Here is a 16,678-nt window from a genome sequence, read left to right as displayed (position 1 = left end):
CTGGCTTTACAAGCACCCTGTTGAGTTCTCAAAGAACAACCACACACCGACCAGAAGCCCCACCACAGTGGAACCCCAACCGGGGCTTTCGAACCACATCCCCGACGCTTTCAGCGCCAGGCACTTTTACTACGTTACCCGCTCGTTTCCGCCGTGTCAAACCGATATCTCGCGGTTCGTCGTGCTTCACCCGACCTGCGGATACTGTTACTCGTTCGATTCCACGATGACGCACGTCGTTACCGACGTTCGTTTCTGTCGTGGGAAGCCGCAGACCGGCCGATCGCCGCTTCGCGGCTCTCCGCCCGGCTCCTGCCGGCTTCGAAACTCTACCCGGTCGGCTTCGCGTTCGCAACCCCGTTTCCGGAGTGTTCCGCACCGCCCGATCCTCAGTCTCGCTCGGCGTTCCCGCCACGAGCCTGGCGCCCGTTCTCGGCCGGTTTGTCCGGCCTCCCCCGTGCAGAGAGAAAGTTACGCGGACGGTCCGGAGAAGGCAAATCAGGGTTCATCACTGGTTCGGACGAAGTGCGCCCAACGGTCCCCGCCGCCGTCGAGGACGCGAGCACCCTGCCTCCCCGGCTCAGCCGAGGACGCGGGCCGCTTCGACGTGCCAGAGTGTCAGTCATGGATGAGTCCGGGCACGGTGCCAGGGTGTTCGCCGAGGAGGCGCTGCTCGGCCTCATCGGGCCGTTCTGGCAGGTGGTGATCGGTGCGGTCGTGCTTGTCGTGCTTGTGCTCTCGGTGGGACGACTGGCCCGACGGGGCAGGTCCCGGATGACCACGGCGCTGCTGGTCACCGCAGCGGCCATCGCCGGGTTCGCGGTGATCGGCGTCCTGCTCGAGGGCTGAGGGTCAGAGCCGGCGGTTGGCCAGGCTGGGCAGCTCGGCGCGGATCGTGTCGAGCCGGTCCAGGTCCAGGTCGACGACGGAGACCCCCAAACCGTCCGGCACCTGGCCGATGACCGTCCCCCACGGGTCGACCACCATGCTGCGCCCGAAGCAGGTACGACCCGGCTCGTGGTCGCCGGTCTGACCGGCCGCCGCCACGTAACACTGGTTCTCGATGGCCCTGGCCCGCAGCAGGACCTCCCAGTGGTCCCGGCCGGTGTGCATCATGAACGCGGCCGGAACCACCAGCAGCTGCGCGCCGCCGTCGGAGGCGAGCAGCCGGTACAGCTCCGGGAAGCGCAGGTCGTAGCAGATCGACAGGCCGACCCGCAGCCCCTCGACGTCGACCACCACCGGTTGGACCCCGGGCGCGACGCTCGCCGACTCCCGGTAGGAGACTCGACCGGGGATCTCCACGTCGTACAGGTGGATCTTGCGATAGCTCGCGGCCAGACTGCCCGAACGGTCGAAGACCAGCGACGTGTTCCAGGTGTGGTCCGGGTCCGGGCCGGCCTCGTGGAACGAGCCGGCCACCAACCAGATCCCGAGCCGCCGGGCGACCCCGGCGAAGAAGCTGCCCACCTCCCCGTCGACCGGCTCCGGTTCGGGCAGCCCAGCGGCAGGGCCCAGGTAGTCGACGTACTCCGGGAGGACGGCGAGATCCGCGCCGCCGGCGGCGGCGCGCTCCAGTAGGGCCTCCGCGGCCGCCAGATTGGCCTTACGGTCGTCCCGGGCGTTCAGCTGGCAGACGGCGACACGCATGAGCAGAGGGTACGGCTGGAGGGCCGCTCACGGACAGCGTCACAGTCCCGGCGCGGGTCGCACGGGCAGGCGCCGCCGAACACGAACACGCCGGCCGCGTCAGGATCGAGCGGCCGGCGTGACGCGGGAAGGATCAGGCGGACTTCTCTTCGCGGTCGCGCCGAGCCCGGCGCCCGGTGAACTCGCGCGGCACGATCGTCGGGTTGACATTCTCCAGGACAACCTCGCGGGTGATCAGCACGCGGGCGGCGTCGGGGTTGCTCGGCACCTCGTACATCGCGGAGAGCAGGACCTCCTCGATGATGGCCCGCAGACCACGGGCACCGGTGCCCCGCAGCATCGCCTGATCGGCGATGGCTTCCAACGCCGGCTCGTCGAACTCGAGCTCGACACCGTCCAGCTCGAACAGGCGCTGGTACTGCCGGACCAGGGCGTTGCGCGGCTCGGTGAGAATTCGAACGAGGGCGCTACGGTCCAGGCTGCGAACGTTGGTGATCACCGGCAGCCGGCCGACGAACTCGGGGATCAGCCCGAACTTGAGCATGTCTTCCGGCATGACCTGGCTGAAGATGTCGTCGGTCGACCGATCGGAGACCGACCGGAGCCGGGCGCCGAAGCCGGTGCCGCCCTGCCCGGTGCGGGACTCGATGATCTGGTCGAGGCCAGCGAACGCGCCACCACAGATGAACAGCACGTTCGTGGTGTCGATCTGGATGAACTCCTGGTGTGGGTGCTTACGGCCACCCTGCGGCGGCACGTTGGCCACCGTGCCCTCGAGCATCTTGAGCAGGGCCTGCTGCACACCCTCACCGGAAACGTCCCGGGTGATCGACGGGTTCTCCGACTTGCGGGCGATCTTGTCGACCTCGTCGATGTAGATGATGCCGGTCTCGGCGCGCTTGATGTCGTAGTCGGCGGCCTGGATCAGCTTGAGGAGGATGTTCTCCACGTCCTCGCCGACGTAGCCCGCCTCGGTCAGCGCCGTGGCGTCGGCGATGGCGAACGGGACGTTCAACATCCGGGCGAGGGTCTGCGCCAGGTGGGTCTTGCCGCACCCGGTCGGGCCGAGCAGCAGGATGTTGGACTTGGCCAGCTCGACGGCGTCACTGCCGGAGCCCGGCGCGCCGGCCGCCTCGGCCTGGATCCGCTTGTAGTGGTTGTAGACCGCTACGGCGAGCGCCTTCTTTGCCTGATCCTGACCCACGACGTAGGTGTCGAGGAACTGGCAGATCTCCATCGGCTTGGGAAGCTCTTCCCACTTCACCTCGCCGGACTCGGCCAGCTCCTCTTCGATGATCTCGTTGCAGAGATCGATGCACTCGTCGCAGATGTAGACCCCTGGGCCCGCGATGAGCTTCTTGACCTGCTTCTGCGACTTGCCGCAGAAGGAGCATTTCAGTAGGTCGCCGCCGTCACCGATCCGTGCCACCTACGTTCTCCCTGCACTCATCGGCCGGAGACCCGGCCCTGACCTGCGGACGTTGCGCGCCGCCCGGCTTAGTTCGCGCCGCCGGCTCAGCCGGCGAAGCGGTACGGACCCGACGTTACCCGCTGGCGGGGCATTCTCCGACCCCCAAAACGGGTGTGTCAGAGGTCGGCCGGGAACGGAGCCCCGGCCAACCTCTGACCCGATACAGCTCAGCGGGCGGCGTTGGCCGCCAGCAGACCCTTCTTGCGACTGGTCAGGATCGTGTCGACCAGCCCGTACTCCTTGGACTCCTCGGCCGTCATGATCTTGTCACGGTCGATGTCCTTGCGAACCTGCTCGATCGGGCGGTTGCAGTGGCGGGACAGCATGTCCTCCAGCTGCGTACGCATCCGCAGGATCTCCCGGGCCTGGATCTCGATGTCCGAGCCCTGCCCGTAGCCGCCCTCGGTGGCCGGCTGGTGGATGATGATCCGCGAGTTCGGCAGGGCCATCCGCTTACCCGGAGTGCCCGCCGAGAGCAGCACCGCCGCCGCGCTCGCCGCCTGCCCGAGGCAGACCGTCGAGATGTCCGGACGGACGTACTGCATGGTGTCGTAGATCGCCGTCATGGCGGTGAACGACCCACCCGGCGAGTTGATGTACATGATGATGTCGCGGTCCGGATCGGTGCCCTCGAGCGTCAGCAGCTGGGCCATCACGTCGTTGGCCGACGCGTCGTCCACCTGGACGCCGAGGAAGATGATCCGGTCCTCGAAGAGCTTGTTGTACGGGTTCGACTCCTTGACCCCGTACGACGTGCGCTCGACGAACGACGGCAGCACGTAGCGGTTGTGCACGGCCGCGAACTGGGGTGGCAGGCTCAGATCGGTCATCGTCAGCTCCTCAGCTCAGGGTCCCGGCGCCATCCGGAACCTGTGCGGCCCCGATGATCACCTTGTCGATGAAGCCGTAGTCCATGGCCTCCTGGGCGGTGAACCAACGGTCCCGGTCCGAGTCGGCCTCGATCTGCGACTGGCTCTGGCCGGTGTGGTGCGCGACCCGCTCCTGGAACATCCGCTTCGTGTAGAGCATCTGCTCCGCCTGGATGGCGATGTCGGACGCCGTGCCGCCCAGACCACCGGACGGCTGGTGCATCATGATCCGTGCGTGGGGCAGGGCGTACCGCTTGCCCTTGGTGCCCGCGCAGAGCAGCAGCTGACCCATCGAGGCAGCCATGCCCATCGCCACGGTCGACACGTCGTTGTCGATGAACTGCATGGTGTCGTAGATCGCCATGCCGGAGTAGACCGAGCCACCCGGCGAGTTGATCCACAGGTTGATGTCGCGGTCCGGGTCCTCCGCGGCGAGCAGCAGCAGCTGCGCGCAGATGCGGTTGGCGACCTGGTCGGTCACCTCACTGCCCAGGAAGATGATGCGCTCCTTGAGCAACCGGTTGTAGACCGAGTCGTCGAGGTTGCCAATGGAGTCGCCACCGCGCGCGTCAATCGCCCGGAGCGACTTCTTGGGGATGTGCATGTCGGTCATGGCAGCCCTTCGCTCTCCGTACCGTCTTTCCCGACACTAACCGCTGTGCGGGGCGGCAGAGTCCCGGTCGGGGCAGTGTTCGCTCTCAGCGCAGCTGTGTCGGGCGTACCCGCGGCGCGGGCTTCCGGGCGTACCCGGCAGTGCTTGCTGCCCGGGATTACCCGACAGTGCTTGCTGCCCGGGAGTACCCGGAAGGGAAACGGCCGCCGTGCGCCGCTCAGCGGCGGACGGCGGCCGCACCCGACGATCAGTGGTCGTGGTTGTGCTCCGCCTCGTTGGCGGCGCGCAGCGCGTCGAGGGTGATCCCGTTGCCGGCCGAGTCCTTGATCGTGATCTTCTCCATGACGGCCGCGAGCGCCTTGCCGCGCCGCACGTCGCCGAAGACCGCGGCGGCCGCGCCGGAGCGCACCAGCTGGTCGTAGTACTGCTGCGGGGCCATCCCGGCACGCTGCGCCCGGTGCACGATCTCGTGCCCGAACTCGTCGTCGGAGACCTGCACGTCCTCCGCGTCGGCCAGCGTGTCCAGCAGGAGCTGGACCTTGACGCCCTCGGTCGCCGCCTCGGTCAGCTCGGCGTCGATCTGCTCCTCGGTCTTGTCCTCGGCCGCGAGGTACTCCTCCATCGAGGCGCCGATCCGCTCCAGCTGGTCGACCATCGCCTGCTTGCGGCTCTCGACCTCCTCGCGGACGACTCCCTCCGGGGCCGGGATGTCGGCGGCCTCGACGAGCTGGGCCAGGGCCTTGTCCCGAGCGGCGTAGATCTGCTCGACCTGCTTGCCCTGGGTGACCCGGGCCCGCAGGTCGCCGCGCAGCTCCTCGATGGTGTCGAACTCGCTCGCCATCTGGGCGAACTCGTCGTTGAGCTCCGGCAGCTCCTTCTCCTTGACCGTGCGCACGGTCACCGCCACGTCGGCGTCCCGACCGGCGAAGTCGCCGCCGACCAGCTGGGTGGTGAAGGTGGTGTCGTCACCGGCGGCGAGGCCGACCACTGCCTCGTCCAGGCCCGGCAGGAGCTGCTTGCTGCCCACCTCGTGGGAGATGTTGCTCGCCTGGCCGCCCGGCACGTCCTCGCCGTCGACGGTGGCGTTGAGGTCGATCTGGACGTAGTCGCCCTCGGCGGCGGCCCGCTCCACGGTCTTGAGGGTCGCGAAACGCTCCCGCAGGTTCTTCACCTGCTCGTCGATCTCGCTCTCGTCGATCTGCAGCTCGTCGACGGTCACCTCGATGGTGCTCGCGTCCGGGATGGTGATCTCCGGGCGGACGTCGACCTCGGCCGTGAAGTTCAGCGAGTCACCGTCGTTGAACTCGGTGATCTCGACCTCCGGGCGCCCCAGCGTCTTCAGGTCGTGCTCGCGCACCGCGGCGAGGATGTTCTCCGGGATGGCCTCCTGGACCGCCTCGTTGAGGACGGTGCCCCGGCCCACCCGCTGGTCGATCACCGCGGTCGGCACCTTGCCCCGGCGGAAGCCCGGAACCTGGACCTGCGAACCGATCTCCCGGTACGCCTTCTTGAGGCTCGGCTCGAGCTCGACGAACGGCACCTCGATGGCGAGCCGCACGCGCGTCGGGCTCAGAGTCTCGACGGTGCTCTTCACAGGCGTACTCCTTGACGGATCTCAGTTGAGTCTGGGCGTGATTCAGCCCATCGAGTGTAGGCGAGCCGGCCTGACGCTCCGGCATCGCCCGGGGACCGCACTGGGCGGCACCCGGGGCGGCCCGGCCGCGGACGACAGTCGGGGTGGCGGGATTTGAACCCACGGCCCCTCGCTCCCAAAGCGAGTGCGCTACCAAGCTGCGCCACACCCCGTGGCGACGTGCAGTCTATGCCGTCGCCACGGCTCAGTCGGTGCCGGGGCATCCCCCACCCGGACACATCACCCGAAAATTACCATTCCGCTCCACCCGCGTGCCGCCAAGGTCCGTAGGGCGGCGCCGCGGGGCGGTGGCGCGGTTACGCGTCGGGCATCGGCATTGGGTACGCTAGCGGCGCATCCTGTTTCGGCGGGACGCACGCGGGCGTAGCTCAATGGTAGAGCTTCAGTCTTCCAAACTGACTACGCGAGTTCGATTCTCGTCGCCCGCTCCAACGCCCTCCAGCCCTGGTCGGAGGGCGCTTTGGCGTATCAGGACGTCCTGCACCTGTTCGAGTCGGTGCGACCCGACGACCCACGACCACGGCAGGCGATCGAGCACACCCGCGCCTGGGTCCGTGGCGAGGTCACGATGACGCAGGCCCGCGCGGCGGGAGGTCATGCCATGGGCGCGGCACGAGACCTGCGCGGGGCGGCACGACATGCCGCGTACGCCGCCGGCCAGGCGGGAGCCGTCGCACACGTCGCCGCGCACGAACTGGGTGCGGCCGCCTACGCGATCAAGGCCGTACGCGCCGCAGCCCCGGACGGCGAGAGCGAGGCGGCGGGGCGTCTCGAGTGTCGGTGGCAGCGTGCGCAACTTCCGGAGGCGATCCGCGAGCTGGTGCTCGACGACCAGCGGCTGCGCAACGACATCTGCTGGTCGGTCTTCGACTGCTGAGCCGGATTGGCAGGCCACCCCACCGCCCAGGAGCCGGGGCAACAGAGGTTCGCGGCGGGCTTTGACACACGGCAGGGCCCAGGTGGACCGCACGGTGGCGGCACCTGGACCCACTCGGCGAGGCCGAGTCGCCGTGTCACTGCAGGTGGAACCGTTCGTCGACCGCGAGAGCCGCCAACTGCGGCACGGAGAACGGCAGGTTCGTCAACGCCGGCCGGCTCTCGTCGAGCCGCACGCCCTGCGCCACGAAGACCACCACGCCGTCCGGGTGCCGGTACGCCGACCACTGGTCGAGCCGATCGTCGCTGCCCGCTCGGACCACCACGCCGACCCGCGCGGCTCCGACGGTCTCGACCCGGCACTCGCCCCGCATGCCCCAGAACTTCTGGGCCAGGTCGCACGGCTCGGTCGGCAGCGGGTTGGGGGCGTCGTGCACCTCGACGATCACTCGCCCGGTGCCCTTGCCCTTCGCCACCGCGACCGAGGTCAGGTAGCTCCAGACGTCGACGCCGTCCACCTCGGCCTCGAACTGCGCCTGCTGGGTCCGCAGCGTCGGATCGGACTGGCCCGGCGGGTCCTCCGGCGCGGTGAAGCCGGCGGGTACCACCGAGACGACCTCCCTGAGCAGGTGGATGCCCTGCTCGTACTTGGCACCGGCCCGCGCGGTCCGGTCCTCCTGCGGTTGCCCGTCCGGACCGGTCGGCCACGGCTCCTTGGTGTCCGGAGAGGCCAGAGGCCCGTGGCCCGCCGGTTGGTAGACGTCACCCTCCGGGGTGGCGACGGCCGCGAAGCCGGTGACCGCCAGCACGACAGCCGCCGATCCGAGGGACGCCCACAGCGCGCGTCGGCGGAAGTGGTTCCGCCGCGCCGCGCCGAGCGCGGCTGTCGTACTCAATGGTGGTGGCGGGGTTGTTTCCGCCATCTCGCCGCGCAGCCCCTCGCGCAACTCCTGCTCGTTCATCGCTCCCCCATCTCGATCCCGCTGTAGGTGGGTGTCAGGAGGCCGCGCAAGGTGTCGAGCCCGCGTGCCGCCTGGCTCTTCACCGTCCCTGGAGAACACTCCAGCAACGCCGCGACGTCCTCGATCGACAGGTCCTCCCAGTACCGCAGAACCAGCACGGCCCGCTGACGCGGTGCCACCCGGGCCAGCGCCTGGAGCAGCACCAGTCGGCTCTCCGGCGAGTCGGGCGGGGCCACCTGCTCGGCGTCCTCGCCACCCACCCGCTCACGCCGCCACCAGCCGCGGCGGCGCTCGTCGAGGAAGGTCCGAATCAGGATCTGGCGCACGTAGCTGTCGAGCACCTCGTGCCGGGAGATCCGGTTCCAGACCCCGTAGAGCTTGACGAACGCGGTCTGGACCAGGTCTTCGGCACGGTGCCAGTCGCCGCACAGCAGGTACGCGGTGCCACGCATGGCACCGGACCGTGCCGCGAAGTACTCGGCGAACGCCTCGTCGCGATCGCTCATTCAGGCCTCCGATCCCCGTTTCGAGATAGTCACGCGGGGTCCGGCCCCGGGGGTTGCTCCAAAACTCGCGAACGTGTCAGGGGATCAACGCCGCCAAGGCGCGGAGGACGCCCGCCCACCTTGACAGGTGTCGATCTGTGCACTGGTGTAAGGACCAAGCACATCGACGTCCGTCACAGGAGGGCACATGATCGTCCGACGACGGTGGACAGCTGCCGCCACCACAGTGATCCTGTTCAGCGCAGTGTTGTCCCATCCCGCCTCCGGAGCGGCCGCACCCGCCGGCCCGGCCGCCCCGATCGCTCTGAGCGCCACCGAAACCGCAGTGGTCCGAGTCCAGCTCCGCGACCAGGCCCAACTGGACAGGCTCGTCGCCACCGGCGCGGACCTGGCCAACCGGCCCCGGGCGCGGGACAACCGGATCATCGCCGACCTCATCCTCAACGGCACGCAGCTCGCCGAGCTGACCGCGCAGGGCGCGACGGCCGTGCAGATCGTGCAGCGCGCCGGGGACGGCAACCGGCACTACGCCGACAGCGTCCGCGCGGCTCAGGCCCGCACCGCCGCGGGGCTGCGCGCGCCGGCCGCTGGCCAGCGGTCCACCACCGCCGCTGCCGTGGACACCCTCCAGGTGCAGCAGGCGTACTGGTGGACCGCGACCGGACAGACCTTCCTTCAGGCCCAAGTCGCCACCACCGCCACCGACGACCCGGACGTGGAGATCACCGTCAGTTGGCGGACGGCGGACGGGGCAACCGGCTCGTTCCCGCTGTACCGGTTCGAGGACTCGGGCGAGTACCAGTACCACTACGCGCTCCCTGAGCCGGTGCCGAGCCGACCGGTGCAGCTGAGCGCCACCTCCACCCTCGGCGGGGTCAGCCGGGCGGTCACCCCGACGCTCTGGCCGAACGCCTCCCCGCCGCCGCTTCCGGCCGGCTACCAGAAGGACTTCATCGACGCGTACCTGACGCCGACGGACATCCAGGCGCGGATCAAGCGGCTGGCCCGCCAGTATCGGGACCTGGTGGACGTGATCGACCTGCCGAACAAGACCCAGGGCTACCGACGCACCGCCGCCGGCTACCTGGGCAACCCGGCGGTGGCCGCCCTGGTGGTCGAGTCGATCCGCTTCGGCGACCAGAACATGAACGGCGTGCAGGTGCGGACTGTCGACCCGGGCCGGGCGAACCGGCCACTGACCGTCGGCTACCGCGACCGCGTCCTCACCGTGTCACTGGCCACCGACACCGCGGGCAAGACGGTGAGCACCACCGACGAGGTCGCGGCGGCGATCAACGCCCGTCAGCCGGACCGGTTCCGGGCCACCGTCGAGGACGGCTCGGCCGGGCTGCCGATGCCCGTCGCCGGCCCCACCCGACTCGACGACGGCCTCCAGGGCACCGAGGTGCCGGCGCGGCCGTGGACGGTGCAGGCGCTGCGCCTCGGCGTACACCGGGACGGCTCCCGGGTCGGGGTGCTCGCGTACTCCCAGGAACACGCGCGGGAGTGGGCGACGCCGCTGGTCACGCTGGAGTTCGCCGAGCGGATGCTGGCCAACGCCCGGACCGACCCGGCCACCCGTGAGCTGCTGGAGCAGGTCGACATCTTCGTCATCCCGATGGTCAACCCGGACGGCGCGAACTACTCGTTCAACGACTTCACCATGCAGCGCAAGAATCTCGTCAACCACTGCACCGGGGCGGCCCGCGATCCGAGGAACCGCACCGCGTGGGGCGTCGACATCAACCGCAACTACACCGTCGGGTCGTTCTTCGACGGCTACGTGGGCGCCAGCGCCAACTGCCTGTCCGGCACCTTCGCGGGCACTGCGCAACTGTCCGAGGCGGAGAGCCGCAACGTGATCGCGCTCGCCCAGGACCACCCGAACATCAAGTTCGCGATGAACGTGCACTCCTACGGCGGGTACTTCATGTGGCCGCCGGGGGCGTACCGGGCCGACGGCAGGGTCACACTGCCGCGACCGTCGATCGACGAGTCGACCCTGTTCCTCAACAGCGCCCGGCGGATCGTCGGCGCCATCGCCCAGGAGCGCGGCACCGTCACCTGGCCGTCGCAGACCGGACCGGTCGCCGACGTGCTCTACTCCGCCGCCGGCAACTCGGCCGACCAGCTCTACTACGAGCTGGGCATCTTCGCCTGGGACTTCGAGGTCGGCAACGACCGGTGGAACCCGGCGACCAACCAGTGGGAGGGCGTCGGCTTCCAGCCGCCGTTCGACGAGGCGCACGGCGAATCCCAGGAGTACGCCGGCGGGCTGGTGGAGATGGTCCGGGTGGCCCGCGACTACGCCGCCGCCGAGGCGGCCGCCGGCTGACCGGCAGGTGCCGTACCGCCGCCGGCCGCGGCCGGCGGCGGTACGGCCCATGACGCACGACCCCCGGTGACGGACGGTAAGCCGATGGTGATCACAGACGTTGACGTGTTTTCATGTCAGCACGCCTGCGCCAACCCGGGACATCGATGACTGAGCAACCCGCACCTGATCACCTCGTCGTGGTCGACGTGTTGACGCAGGGCCTGAGCCACCTGCTACGCGACGAGGATCCGGAACTGGCCCGATGGATCGAGGAACTGGTCGCGACACTGAAGAGTCCCCGGCAGACAACGCTGGCCGGCTGGAACAGCTTCCTCGACCCCGGCGCCGACTCCAGCTGACCCGGTCGGAGTTCACCCGCCTGGCCGACGGCCGGGCTGGCCCTACTGCCATCCGCGCCCTGCGGCGCGCGCAACGCAACCGAACGATGCTCGTCCTCAAGAGCCTCGCCGACACCGACGACGCCCTGGCGGCGTCGGCGCACCTGCTCGGCCACGCCCACCGCCTCGACCCGGCCGCCGCGGAGGTGCTGCTCGATCATCCGTGGCTGGCCGTCTGGGCGATCGATCGGATCCGGAACGGCACCACCGGCCGACCCGACTACCTTCCGTTCGCGGCGCTCGCGGCGGCCGCCCTCAGCGGTCGGTCGGATGCGGCGGTGCCGGTCACGCCACGTGCGGGCCTGGTGCCGGTGCCGGGCCTCGGGGTGCTGCGCCGACGCGGCGGCAGCACAACGTTGACGCCGGCCGACCTGACCGGACGCCGATGGACGCCCACGCGCTGGTGGCGCTTCACCGACCAGTCGGTCACCCTCGACCTCCGCGTCGACGACCTGGACCCCTACCGCGACTGCTTCGGGCTCCCGGTCGCCGCCCGGCTCTCCACGCCGCGGGCCGCGGCGCTGGAACGGTCCGTCGGGCACGCCTGGCAGCTGCTCGTCGGGTACGCCCCGACGCACGCCGCCGAGGTGGCCGCCGGGATCAGCACGTTCGTACCGTTGGCCGGCGGCACCGAGCGTGGGCACAGCGTCACGCACGCCGACGCCTTCGGAGCGTTGGCCGCCGACGCCGACCTCGACCCGGTGGACCTGGCCGTGACGATGGTGCACGAGCTGCAACACAGCAAGCTCAACGCCGTCCTCGGCCTGGTCCAGCTGCACGAACCAACCGACCCGGTGCGGTATTTCGCGCCCTGGCGTCCTGACCCGCGTCCGATCGGCGGACTGCTGCACGGCACTTACGCGTTCACGGCCGTCGCCGAGGTGTGGGCCGCGCTGCGCGCCCATCCGGAACTGACGGCCCAGGCCACCGCGCGGTTCGCGGTGGTACGGGCGCAGCTGGAGCGTGCCCTCGTCGAGCTCGCCCGGGCCGGAAGTCTCACCTCGGCCGGGCGGCTCTGGGCAGATCATCTGGCCGAACGGATCGGCCAGCTGGCCGCCGTGCCGGTTCCGGCGTCCGCCGACGCCGCCGGGCGACGGGAGGTGGCGGAGGCCGAGCGCGCCCGTCGACCGACGATCACCACCGGATGAACCCGCGGCTCGCGCGTGGCCGCCGCCGGTGGGCGAGGCGTCAGGTCAGCCCGACGGTTTCGATGTCGCACTCGATGCGCCGCTGACCCCGCGCGGCGTCCACCTCCGGATGGTCCGGCCCGAACAACGCCTCCAGCGCGGCGGCGGCCTCGTCGAGCAGCTCGCGGCCCCGCGCCTCCTCGCCAACCTCGATGAGATCGACCGACGCGTTGACCGCACAGTAGAGCGTGTACGGATGCCCCGGCCCGCGCAGGCGACGCGAGTCCTCGAGGATCGCCGCGGAGAGCACCTGCGCCTGCTCCAGCCGGTGCGACCGGACCAGGTTGATCGCTTGCGCGGAGCGCGCGCTCAGCAGGTACGGATGGGTGGGCGGCAACGCCTCGCCCATCGCCTGCAAGGTGGCCGCACCCAACTCCCGCGCCTCACGGTCGAAGTTGCGGGCCCGCAGGATCACCCCGAGGTTGACCGCAGCGCAGAGCGTGACCGGATGCCGCTCCCCGAAGACGGCTCGGAAGGTGGCGTGCCCCTGGGCGGCCAGGGCGTACGCCTGAGTCGCGTCGCCCGCTGCGCGCATGGCGTTGGCGCAGGTCATGCCCGCCTCCGCGGCCAGCACATGGTCGGTGCCGAAGCGGCGGGTCACCAGCCGGTAGTTGGCCGCGCCCTCGCTCACGGCGGCGTCGAGCCGCCCGGTCTTGCGCAGGCAGGCGATGTGGATGCAGGTGGCGCGCAGCACGGTGAGGTGCTCGGCACCCAGCAGCGACCGCTGCACCGGCAGGGAGGTGTCCAGCAGTTCCAGCGCGTCGGCGTACCGGCCCAGGAGGTAGAGGTCGCGCGCCTGGGCCTCCTGGGCCAGCACCAGCGCGTAGGAGCCGTCCTCGGCGGCCGCACCGGCGTGCCGCGCCACTTCGAGGTTGAGGTCGTACGCCCCTTCGAAGTCACCGATCAGGCGAAGGTTGATCGCCATCGAGTTCATCACCCGCAGCGTGCTCGGATGCCCGTCGCCGAGCACCCGGCGGTGCACGTCGAGGTTGCGCCGGTCCAGGTCGGCTGCGGCCGCGAAGTCGCCGATCCGCCGCAGGTCCGCGCCGACGCTGTTCGCCGCACCCAGTGTGTACTCGTGCTCCTCACCGAGGCTCGTCCGCATCCGCTCCAGCGCTTCGAGGCCGAACTCGGCAGCGCGTGGATCGGCGAGCAACCGCAGGGCGTCCGCGTACCGTCGCATCGCCAGCAGGGTCAGCGGATCGCCGCTGCGCTGGCCGTCTGGACCGGGCTGGTCCCAGGCGGCCAGGATCTCCTCCGCGAAGTCCCGACAGCCCTCGAAGTCACCCAGGTTGTAGATGTAGCGCAGCTGGTCCATCGCCGTCCGGCGGGCGTCGAGGTCACCGTGGATCAGGCCGGCGACGCGGACGTGGGGCGCGATGTCGGCGTGGCGGGGCCAGGTGCTCCGGTCGTCGGGGAAGCCCGGGTTTGCGGCGGCCAGCAGCCGGCGGGCGTTCGTCAGCGGGCTGTCGTCGCCCTGCTCGGCCAGCCCCTCCCGGATGACCGCCTGCACCAGCCGGTGCACCTGTACGTGCCGGCCGGCATTGTCCGCCTTCGCGAGCCCGAGCGACGCCAGTTGCCGGATGGCCCGGGCTATGTCGTTGCGCTCCTGGAGGCTGGTGCGCAGCGGTTCGTCCAACCCGGCGCGGCGCCCCTCCCAGAGCAGGCGCATCGGGATCGGGTCGGGGCTGAGGAAGGCGAGTAGCTGGATCAGCTGCGCGGCGGCGGGATTCTGCTCGCGTACCGCGGCCAGCGCCATCGACACCACAGTCAACACGGTGCCCCGGTACTGCCGGGGCTGACCCTCACCCAGCAGCTCTCTGGCGTGTTCCTTGAGGTCGACGAGGTATTCGTCGACCGACGACAGCATGGTGAGCAGCCAACTGGCGGCCTGTTCCAGGGCGAGCGGCAGGTCGCCGAGTTCCGCGGCGAGCCGGCGGGCGTCGTCAGCGCTGGTCGCGGGACGCCGCTTGAGCAGCAGTTCCACGCTCTCGGCCCGGGTGAACACGTCGACGTCCAGGGTCAGCGCGCTCGCCGACCAGGCCATGTTCCGCGACGTGACGAGGACGTGGCCGCGTTCCCCGACGAGATTCGACGAGGGCATGAGCGGAGCCAACTCGTGCGGATCGTCGGCGTTGTCGTAGACCAGCAGCCAACTGAGCGAACTCGTCGACAGGGAGTCGAGGACCGTCCGCACGGTCTGCTCCAGGCTGGCGCTCGCCGCCAGGCCGAGCCGCTCGCCGAGGGCCGCGATCGACGTACGCAGCGCACTGAGATCCTCGGCGGCCATCCACCAGATCAGCTGGTAACGGTCCGCGTACCGGTAGGCGAACTCGACCGCGAGCTGGGTCTTGCCGACCCCACCGACACCGCGCAGCGCCGCTTCCGGCAGCACCGAGGCCCGGTGCTGTGACGAGAGCAGCTCGTCGAGCGCGACGAGCTGCTTCTCCCGGCCGGTGAAGTACAGGTTGCGCGGTGGGACGCCGCCCCGAATGAGGGTTCGGGATCGCTGGGGCGTCGTCTCCTCGATGATGATCGTCCTGCGCATGTCGGATTCAGGTTCCTCTCCACCGGCCTCGGCCGGTGCCGCCTGGTGCGGGGATCGTAGCGACGTCCAGTGCGCCTTCGCAGCCACGCGCATGTCGTCGAGGTCGGCGTTGGTGAGCCGCAGGCCCGCCGCCGCATCCCGCAACCACTGCTCCAACGGCTTCCCGTCCGAGTCGAGGCCGGCGAGGACCAGGCCCGCCAACGCCACGGCGGCCGGGACCTGCCAGTCACCCACCGGCTCCCAGCCGACGGCGTCCACCAGGCCGGGCAGGTCCTCCGGTGACAACGGACGATCCGCGACCGCCGCGACGGCCCCGGTCACCACCTCGGGCGGGACGTCCGTGAGCAACTGCGCGAGGAGCCAGGAGAGGTAGATCTGCTGGGCGGAGGTGACCGCGCTGGCACCGGGGTGGAAGTTGGCGATGACCTGCAACAGCATCGACAGGGCCCGGGGCTCCTGCGCGCAGGCGCGCACGATGCGGTAGACGTCGTACGGGGCCTCGGAGTGCCGGGGCACCGACAGACGCTTGCGCAGCTCACCCTCCACCTCGTCGAGGTAGAGCGAACGGGTGTTCCCGTCATTGATCGAACTCATCGAGAGCAGTGCGTCGCAGATGGCTTGCACCTGGGCGCTCGGCATCCGGGGCGTCGTCACCGATTGTCCTCCGTACCCGTCAGCAGACCGAGGCTCTCGGCAAGGTCACGGAAGGCCCGCAGTGGCTTACTCGCCGACCCTTCCGTCAACAGCAGGACGCGATAGAGAGCCGCGATCCCATCCTCGTATTCTAGGCCCGTCCGAATCAGGCCGAACATGTCGAGACCCAGTGGTCCGAATGGGTTCACCATCCGACTGATGTGCGGTGGCAGCGACTGAATGACCAATTGACGGCTGTCGGGGTGCCGGAGTACCGGGATTTCCTCCAGCAGTCGGGCCAGCGCCATCTTCTGTGCGAATGAGGGCGGCGCGGGCTCCGGCCTGGGCGCCGCCCGGGCAACGGCCGGCAGCGGACCGGACGGCAGCACTGTGGGCGGCAACAGACCGGGCGGCAGCAGGGCGGGCCACTGCCCGACCGGCAACATCCAGCCGACCAGTTGCTGGCCGACGCTCGCGCGGGCCAGCACCATGCCCACCACCGCGCCATCCGAGGCGTACACCCCGGAACCACTGAACCCCCGGTCGATTCCCGCCGTGGCAGAGGAGACTCGGTCGAGTTGACGCCATCCGGTACTTGCGTCGACCGGACCGACGGCCCGCGCCAGCACCAGGACGGACGCCGGGGTGTTGGCCGGAAAGCCCACGATCCGCACGTCGAACTCATCGTCGCCGCGATCGGCCAGGATGGCGGGCGCGGACGGCAGCGGTGTGGCGCAGCGCAGGACCGCCAGGTCGCCGTCGCCCGCCGGGCCGACACCCCGGGACCAGGTCACCTCGGCGGCGACCAGGGTGCCGGGGTGGCTCGGTGTGTCGACGAGCAATCCGGGCTGGTCCGCCCCGGTGCCGTCGTCGACGACGTGCCAGCAGGTCAGCACCAGGTCACTCGTCAGCTGGATGCCCGCGCCGACGACCGAGGAGGATCGGCCACCGAGTATCCGCACCCGGCCGGCGAGCGACCGGGTGCCGGTCATCT

Annotated in this window: 13 protein-coding genes, 2 tRNA genes and 1 pseudogene; 6 read left to right on the top strand and 10 right to left on the bottom strand. The window is 70.1% G+C overall.

Features of this window, described 5'->3' with window-relative positions:
- The first annotated feature begins 624 nt into the window (after window positions 1-624).
- Window positions 625-849: a hypothetical protein gene (locus ABZS40_RS23985; protein ID WP_112584164.1), complete on the top strand. Its 225-nt coding sequence runs from the start codon at window positions 625-627 to the stop codon at window positions 847-849.
- Window positions 850-852: 3 nt separating this feature from the next.
- Here the strand turns inward: ABZS40_RS23985 and ABZS40_RS23980 are convergent, their stop codons facing one another.
- The 6 genes from ABZS40_RS23980 to ABZS40_RS23955 form a co-directional block, all read right to left on the bottom strand.
- Window positions 853-1,650, bottom strand: coding sequence for a carbon-nitrogen hydrolase family protein (locus tag ABZS40_RS23980; protein ID WP_354945629.1), 798 nt, complete (start codon window positions 1,648-1,650; stop codon window positions 853-855).
- A gap of 133 nt (window positions 1,651-1,783) precedes the next feature.
- Window positions 1,784-3,079 carry an ATP-dependent Clp protease ATP-binding subunit ClpX gene (clpX, locus tag ABZS40_RS23975; protein WP_112676080.1) on the bottom strand — a complete coding sequence of 432 codons (1,296 nt, stop codon included), beginning with the start codon at window positions 3,077-3,079 and terminating at the stop codon, window positions 1,784-1,786.
- A 209-nt stretch (window positions 3,080-3,288) separates the two neighbouring features.
- Window positions 3,289-3,951: an ATP-dependent Clp protease proteolytic subunit gene (locus ABZS40_RS23970; RefSeq protein WP_030333536.1), complete on the bottom strand. Its 663-nt coding sequence runs from the start codon at window positions 3,949-3,951 to the stop codon at window positions 3,289-3,291.
- A 10-nt stretch (window positions 3,952-3,961) separates the two neighbouring features.
- A complete protein-coding gene (locus ABZS40_RS23965) occupies window positions 3,962-4,603 on the bottom strand; it encodes an ATP-dependent Clp protease proteolytic subunit (protein WP_007464111.1) in 642 nt (213 codons plus the stop codon).
- A gap of 247 nt (window positions 4,604-4,850) precedes the next feature.
- Window positions 4,851-6,197, bottom strand: coding sequence for a trigger factor (gene tig, locus ABZS40_RS23960; RefSeq protein ID WP_354945627.1), 1,347 nt, complete (start codon window positions 6,195-6,197; stop codon window positions 4,851-4,853).
- Window positions 6,198-6,335: 138 nt separating this feature from the next.
- Window positions 6,336-6,409, bottom strand: a tRNA-Pro gene (locus ABZS40_RS23955).
- Window positions 6,410-6,614: 205 nt separating this feature from the next.
- Here ABZS40_RS23955 and ABZS40_RS23950 point away from each other — a divergent pair.
- Window positions 6,615-6,688 (top strand) — tRNA-Gly (locus ABZS40_RS23950).
- 38 nt (window positions 6,689-6,726) lie between these two features.
- A pseudogene (locus ABZS40_RS23945) lies at window positions 6,727-7,134 on the top strand (putative immunity protein); the annotation flags it as partial.
- Between the two features lie 136 nt (window positions 7,135-7,270).
- On the opposite strand, the gene ABZS40_RS23940 reads toward ABZS40_RS23945, so the two are convergent.
- On the bottom strand, window positions 7,271-8,095 hold the full coding sequence (locus ABZS40_RS23940) for a hypothetical protein (RefSeq protein ID WP_354945625.1): 825 nt from the start codon (window positions 8,093-8,095) through the stop codon (window positions 7,271-7,273).
- The gene (locus tag ABZS40_RS23935) at window positions 8,092-8,601 is read right to left on the bottom strand and encodes a SigE family RNA polymerase sigma factor (protein WP_354945623.1); all 510 of its coding nucleotides are present in this window, start codon (window positions 8,599-8,601) and stop codon (window positions 8,092-8,094) included. Before ABZS40_RS23935 ends, ABZS40_RS23940 begins: the two co-directional genes overlap by 4 nt.
- A gap of 187 nt (window positions 8,602-8,788) precedes the next feature.
- Here ABZS40_RS23935 and ABZS40_RS23930 point away from each other — a divergent pair, with 187 nt between their 5' ends.
- From ABZS40_RS23930 to ABZS40_RS23920, 3 genes are all read left to right on the top strand, one after another.
- A complete protein-coding gene (locus tag ABZS40_RS23930) occupies window positions 8,789-10,936 on the top strand; it encodes a M14 family zinc carboxypeptidase (protein WP_354945621.1) in 2,148 nt (715 codons plus the stop codon).
- Window positions 10,937-11,082: 146 nt separating this feature from the next.
- Window positions 11,083-11,277, top strand: a complete 195-nt coding sequence (locus tag ABZS40_RS23925; protein ID WP_146765853.1) for a hypothetical protein — start codon at window positions 11,083-11,085, stop codon at window positions 11,275-11,277.
- 86 nt (window positions 11,278-11,363) lie between these two features.
- The gene (locus tag ABZS40_RS23920; protein ID WP_354945618.1) at window positions 11,364-12,464 is read left to right on the top strand and encodes an HEXXH motif-containing putative peptide modification protein; all 1,101 of its coding nucleotides are present in this window, start codon (window positions 11,364-11,366) and stop codon (window positions 12,462-12,464) included.
- 40 nt (window positions 12,465-12,504) lie between these two features.
- On the opposite strand, the gene fxsT is transcribed toward ABZS40_RS23920, so the two are convergent.
- The gene (gene fxsT, locus ABZS40_RS23915; RefSeq protein WP_354945617.1) at window positions 12,505-15,705 is read right to left on the bottom strand and encodes an FxSxx-COOH system tetratricopeptide repeat protein; all 3,201 of its coding nucleotides are present in this window, start codon (window positions 15,703-15,705) and stop codon (window positions 12,505-12,507) included.
- Window positions 15,702-16,676: a trypsin-like peptidase domain-containing protein gene (locus ABZS40_RS23910; protein ID WP_354945616.1), complete on the bottom strand. Its 975-nt coding sequence runs from the start codon at window positions 16,674-16,676 to the stop codon at window positions 15,702-15,704. The genes fxsT and ABZS40_RS23910 overlap by 4 nt, the downstream gene beginning before the upstream one ends.
- Window positions 16,677-16,678 lie beyond the last annotated feature (2 nt).

Origin of the sequence: Micromonospora sp. NPDC005324, assembly GCF_040607155.1 — a bacterium.
GTDB classification, from domain to species: domain Bacteria; phylum Actinomycetota; class Actinomycetes; order Mycobacteriales; family Micromonosporaceae; genus Micromonospora; species Micromonospora trifolii.
Note: the sequence above shows the minus strand (reverse complement) of the source record. Positions and strands in the feature narration are given on the sequence as shown.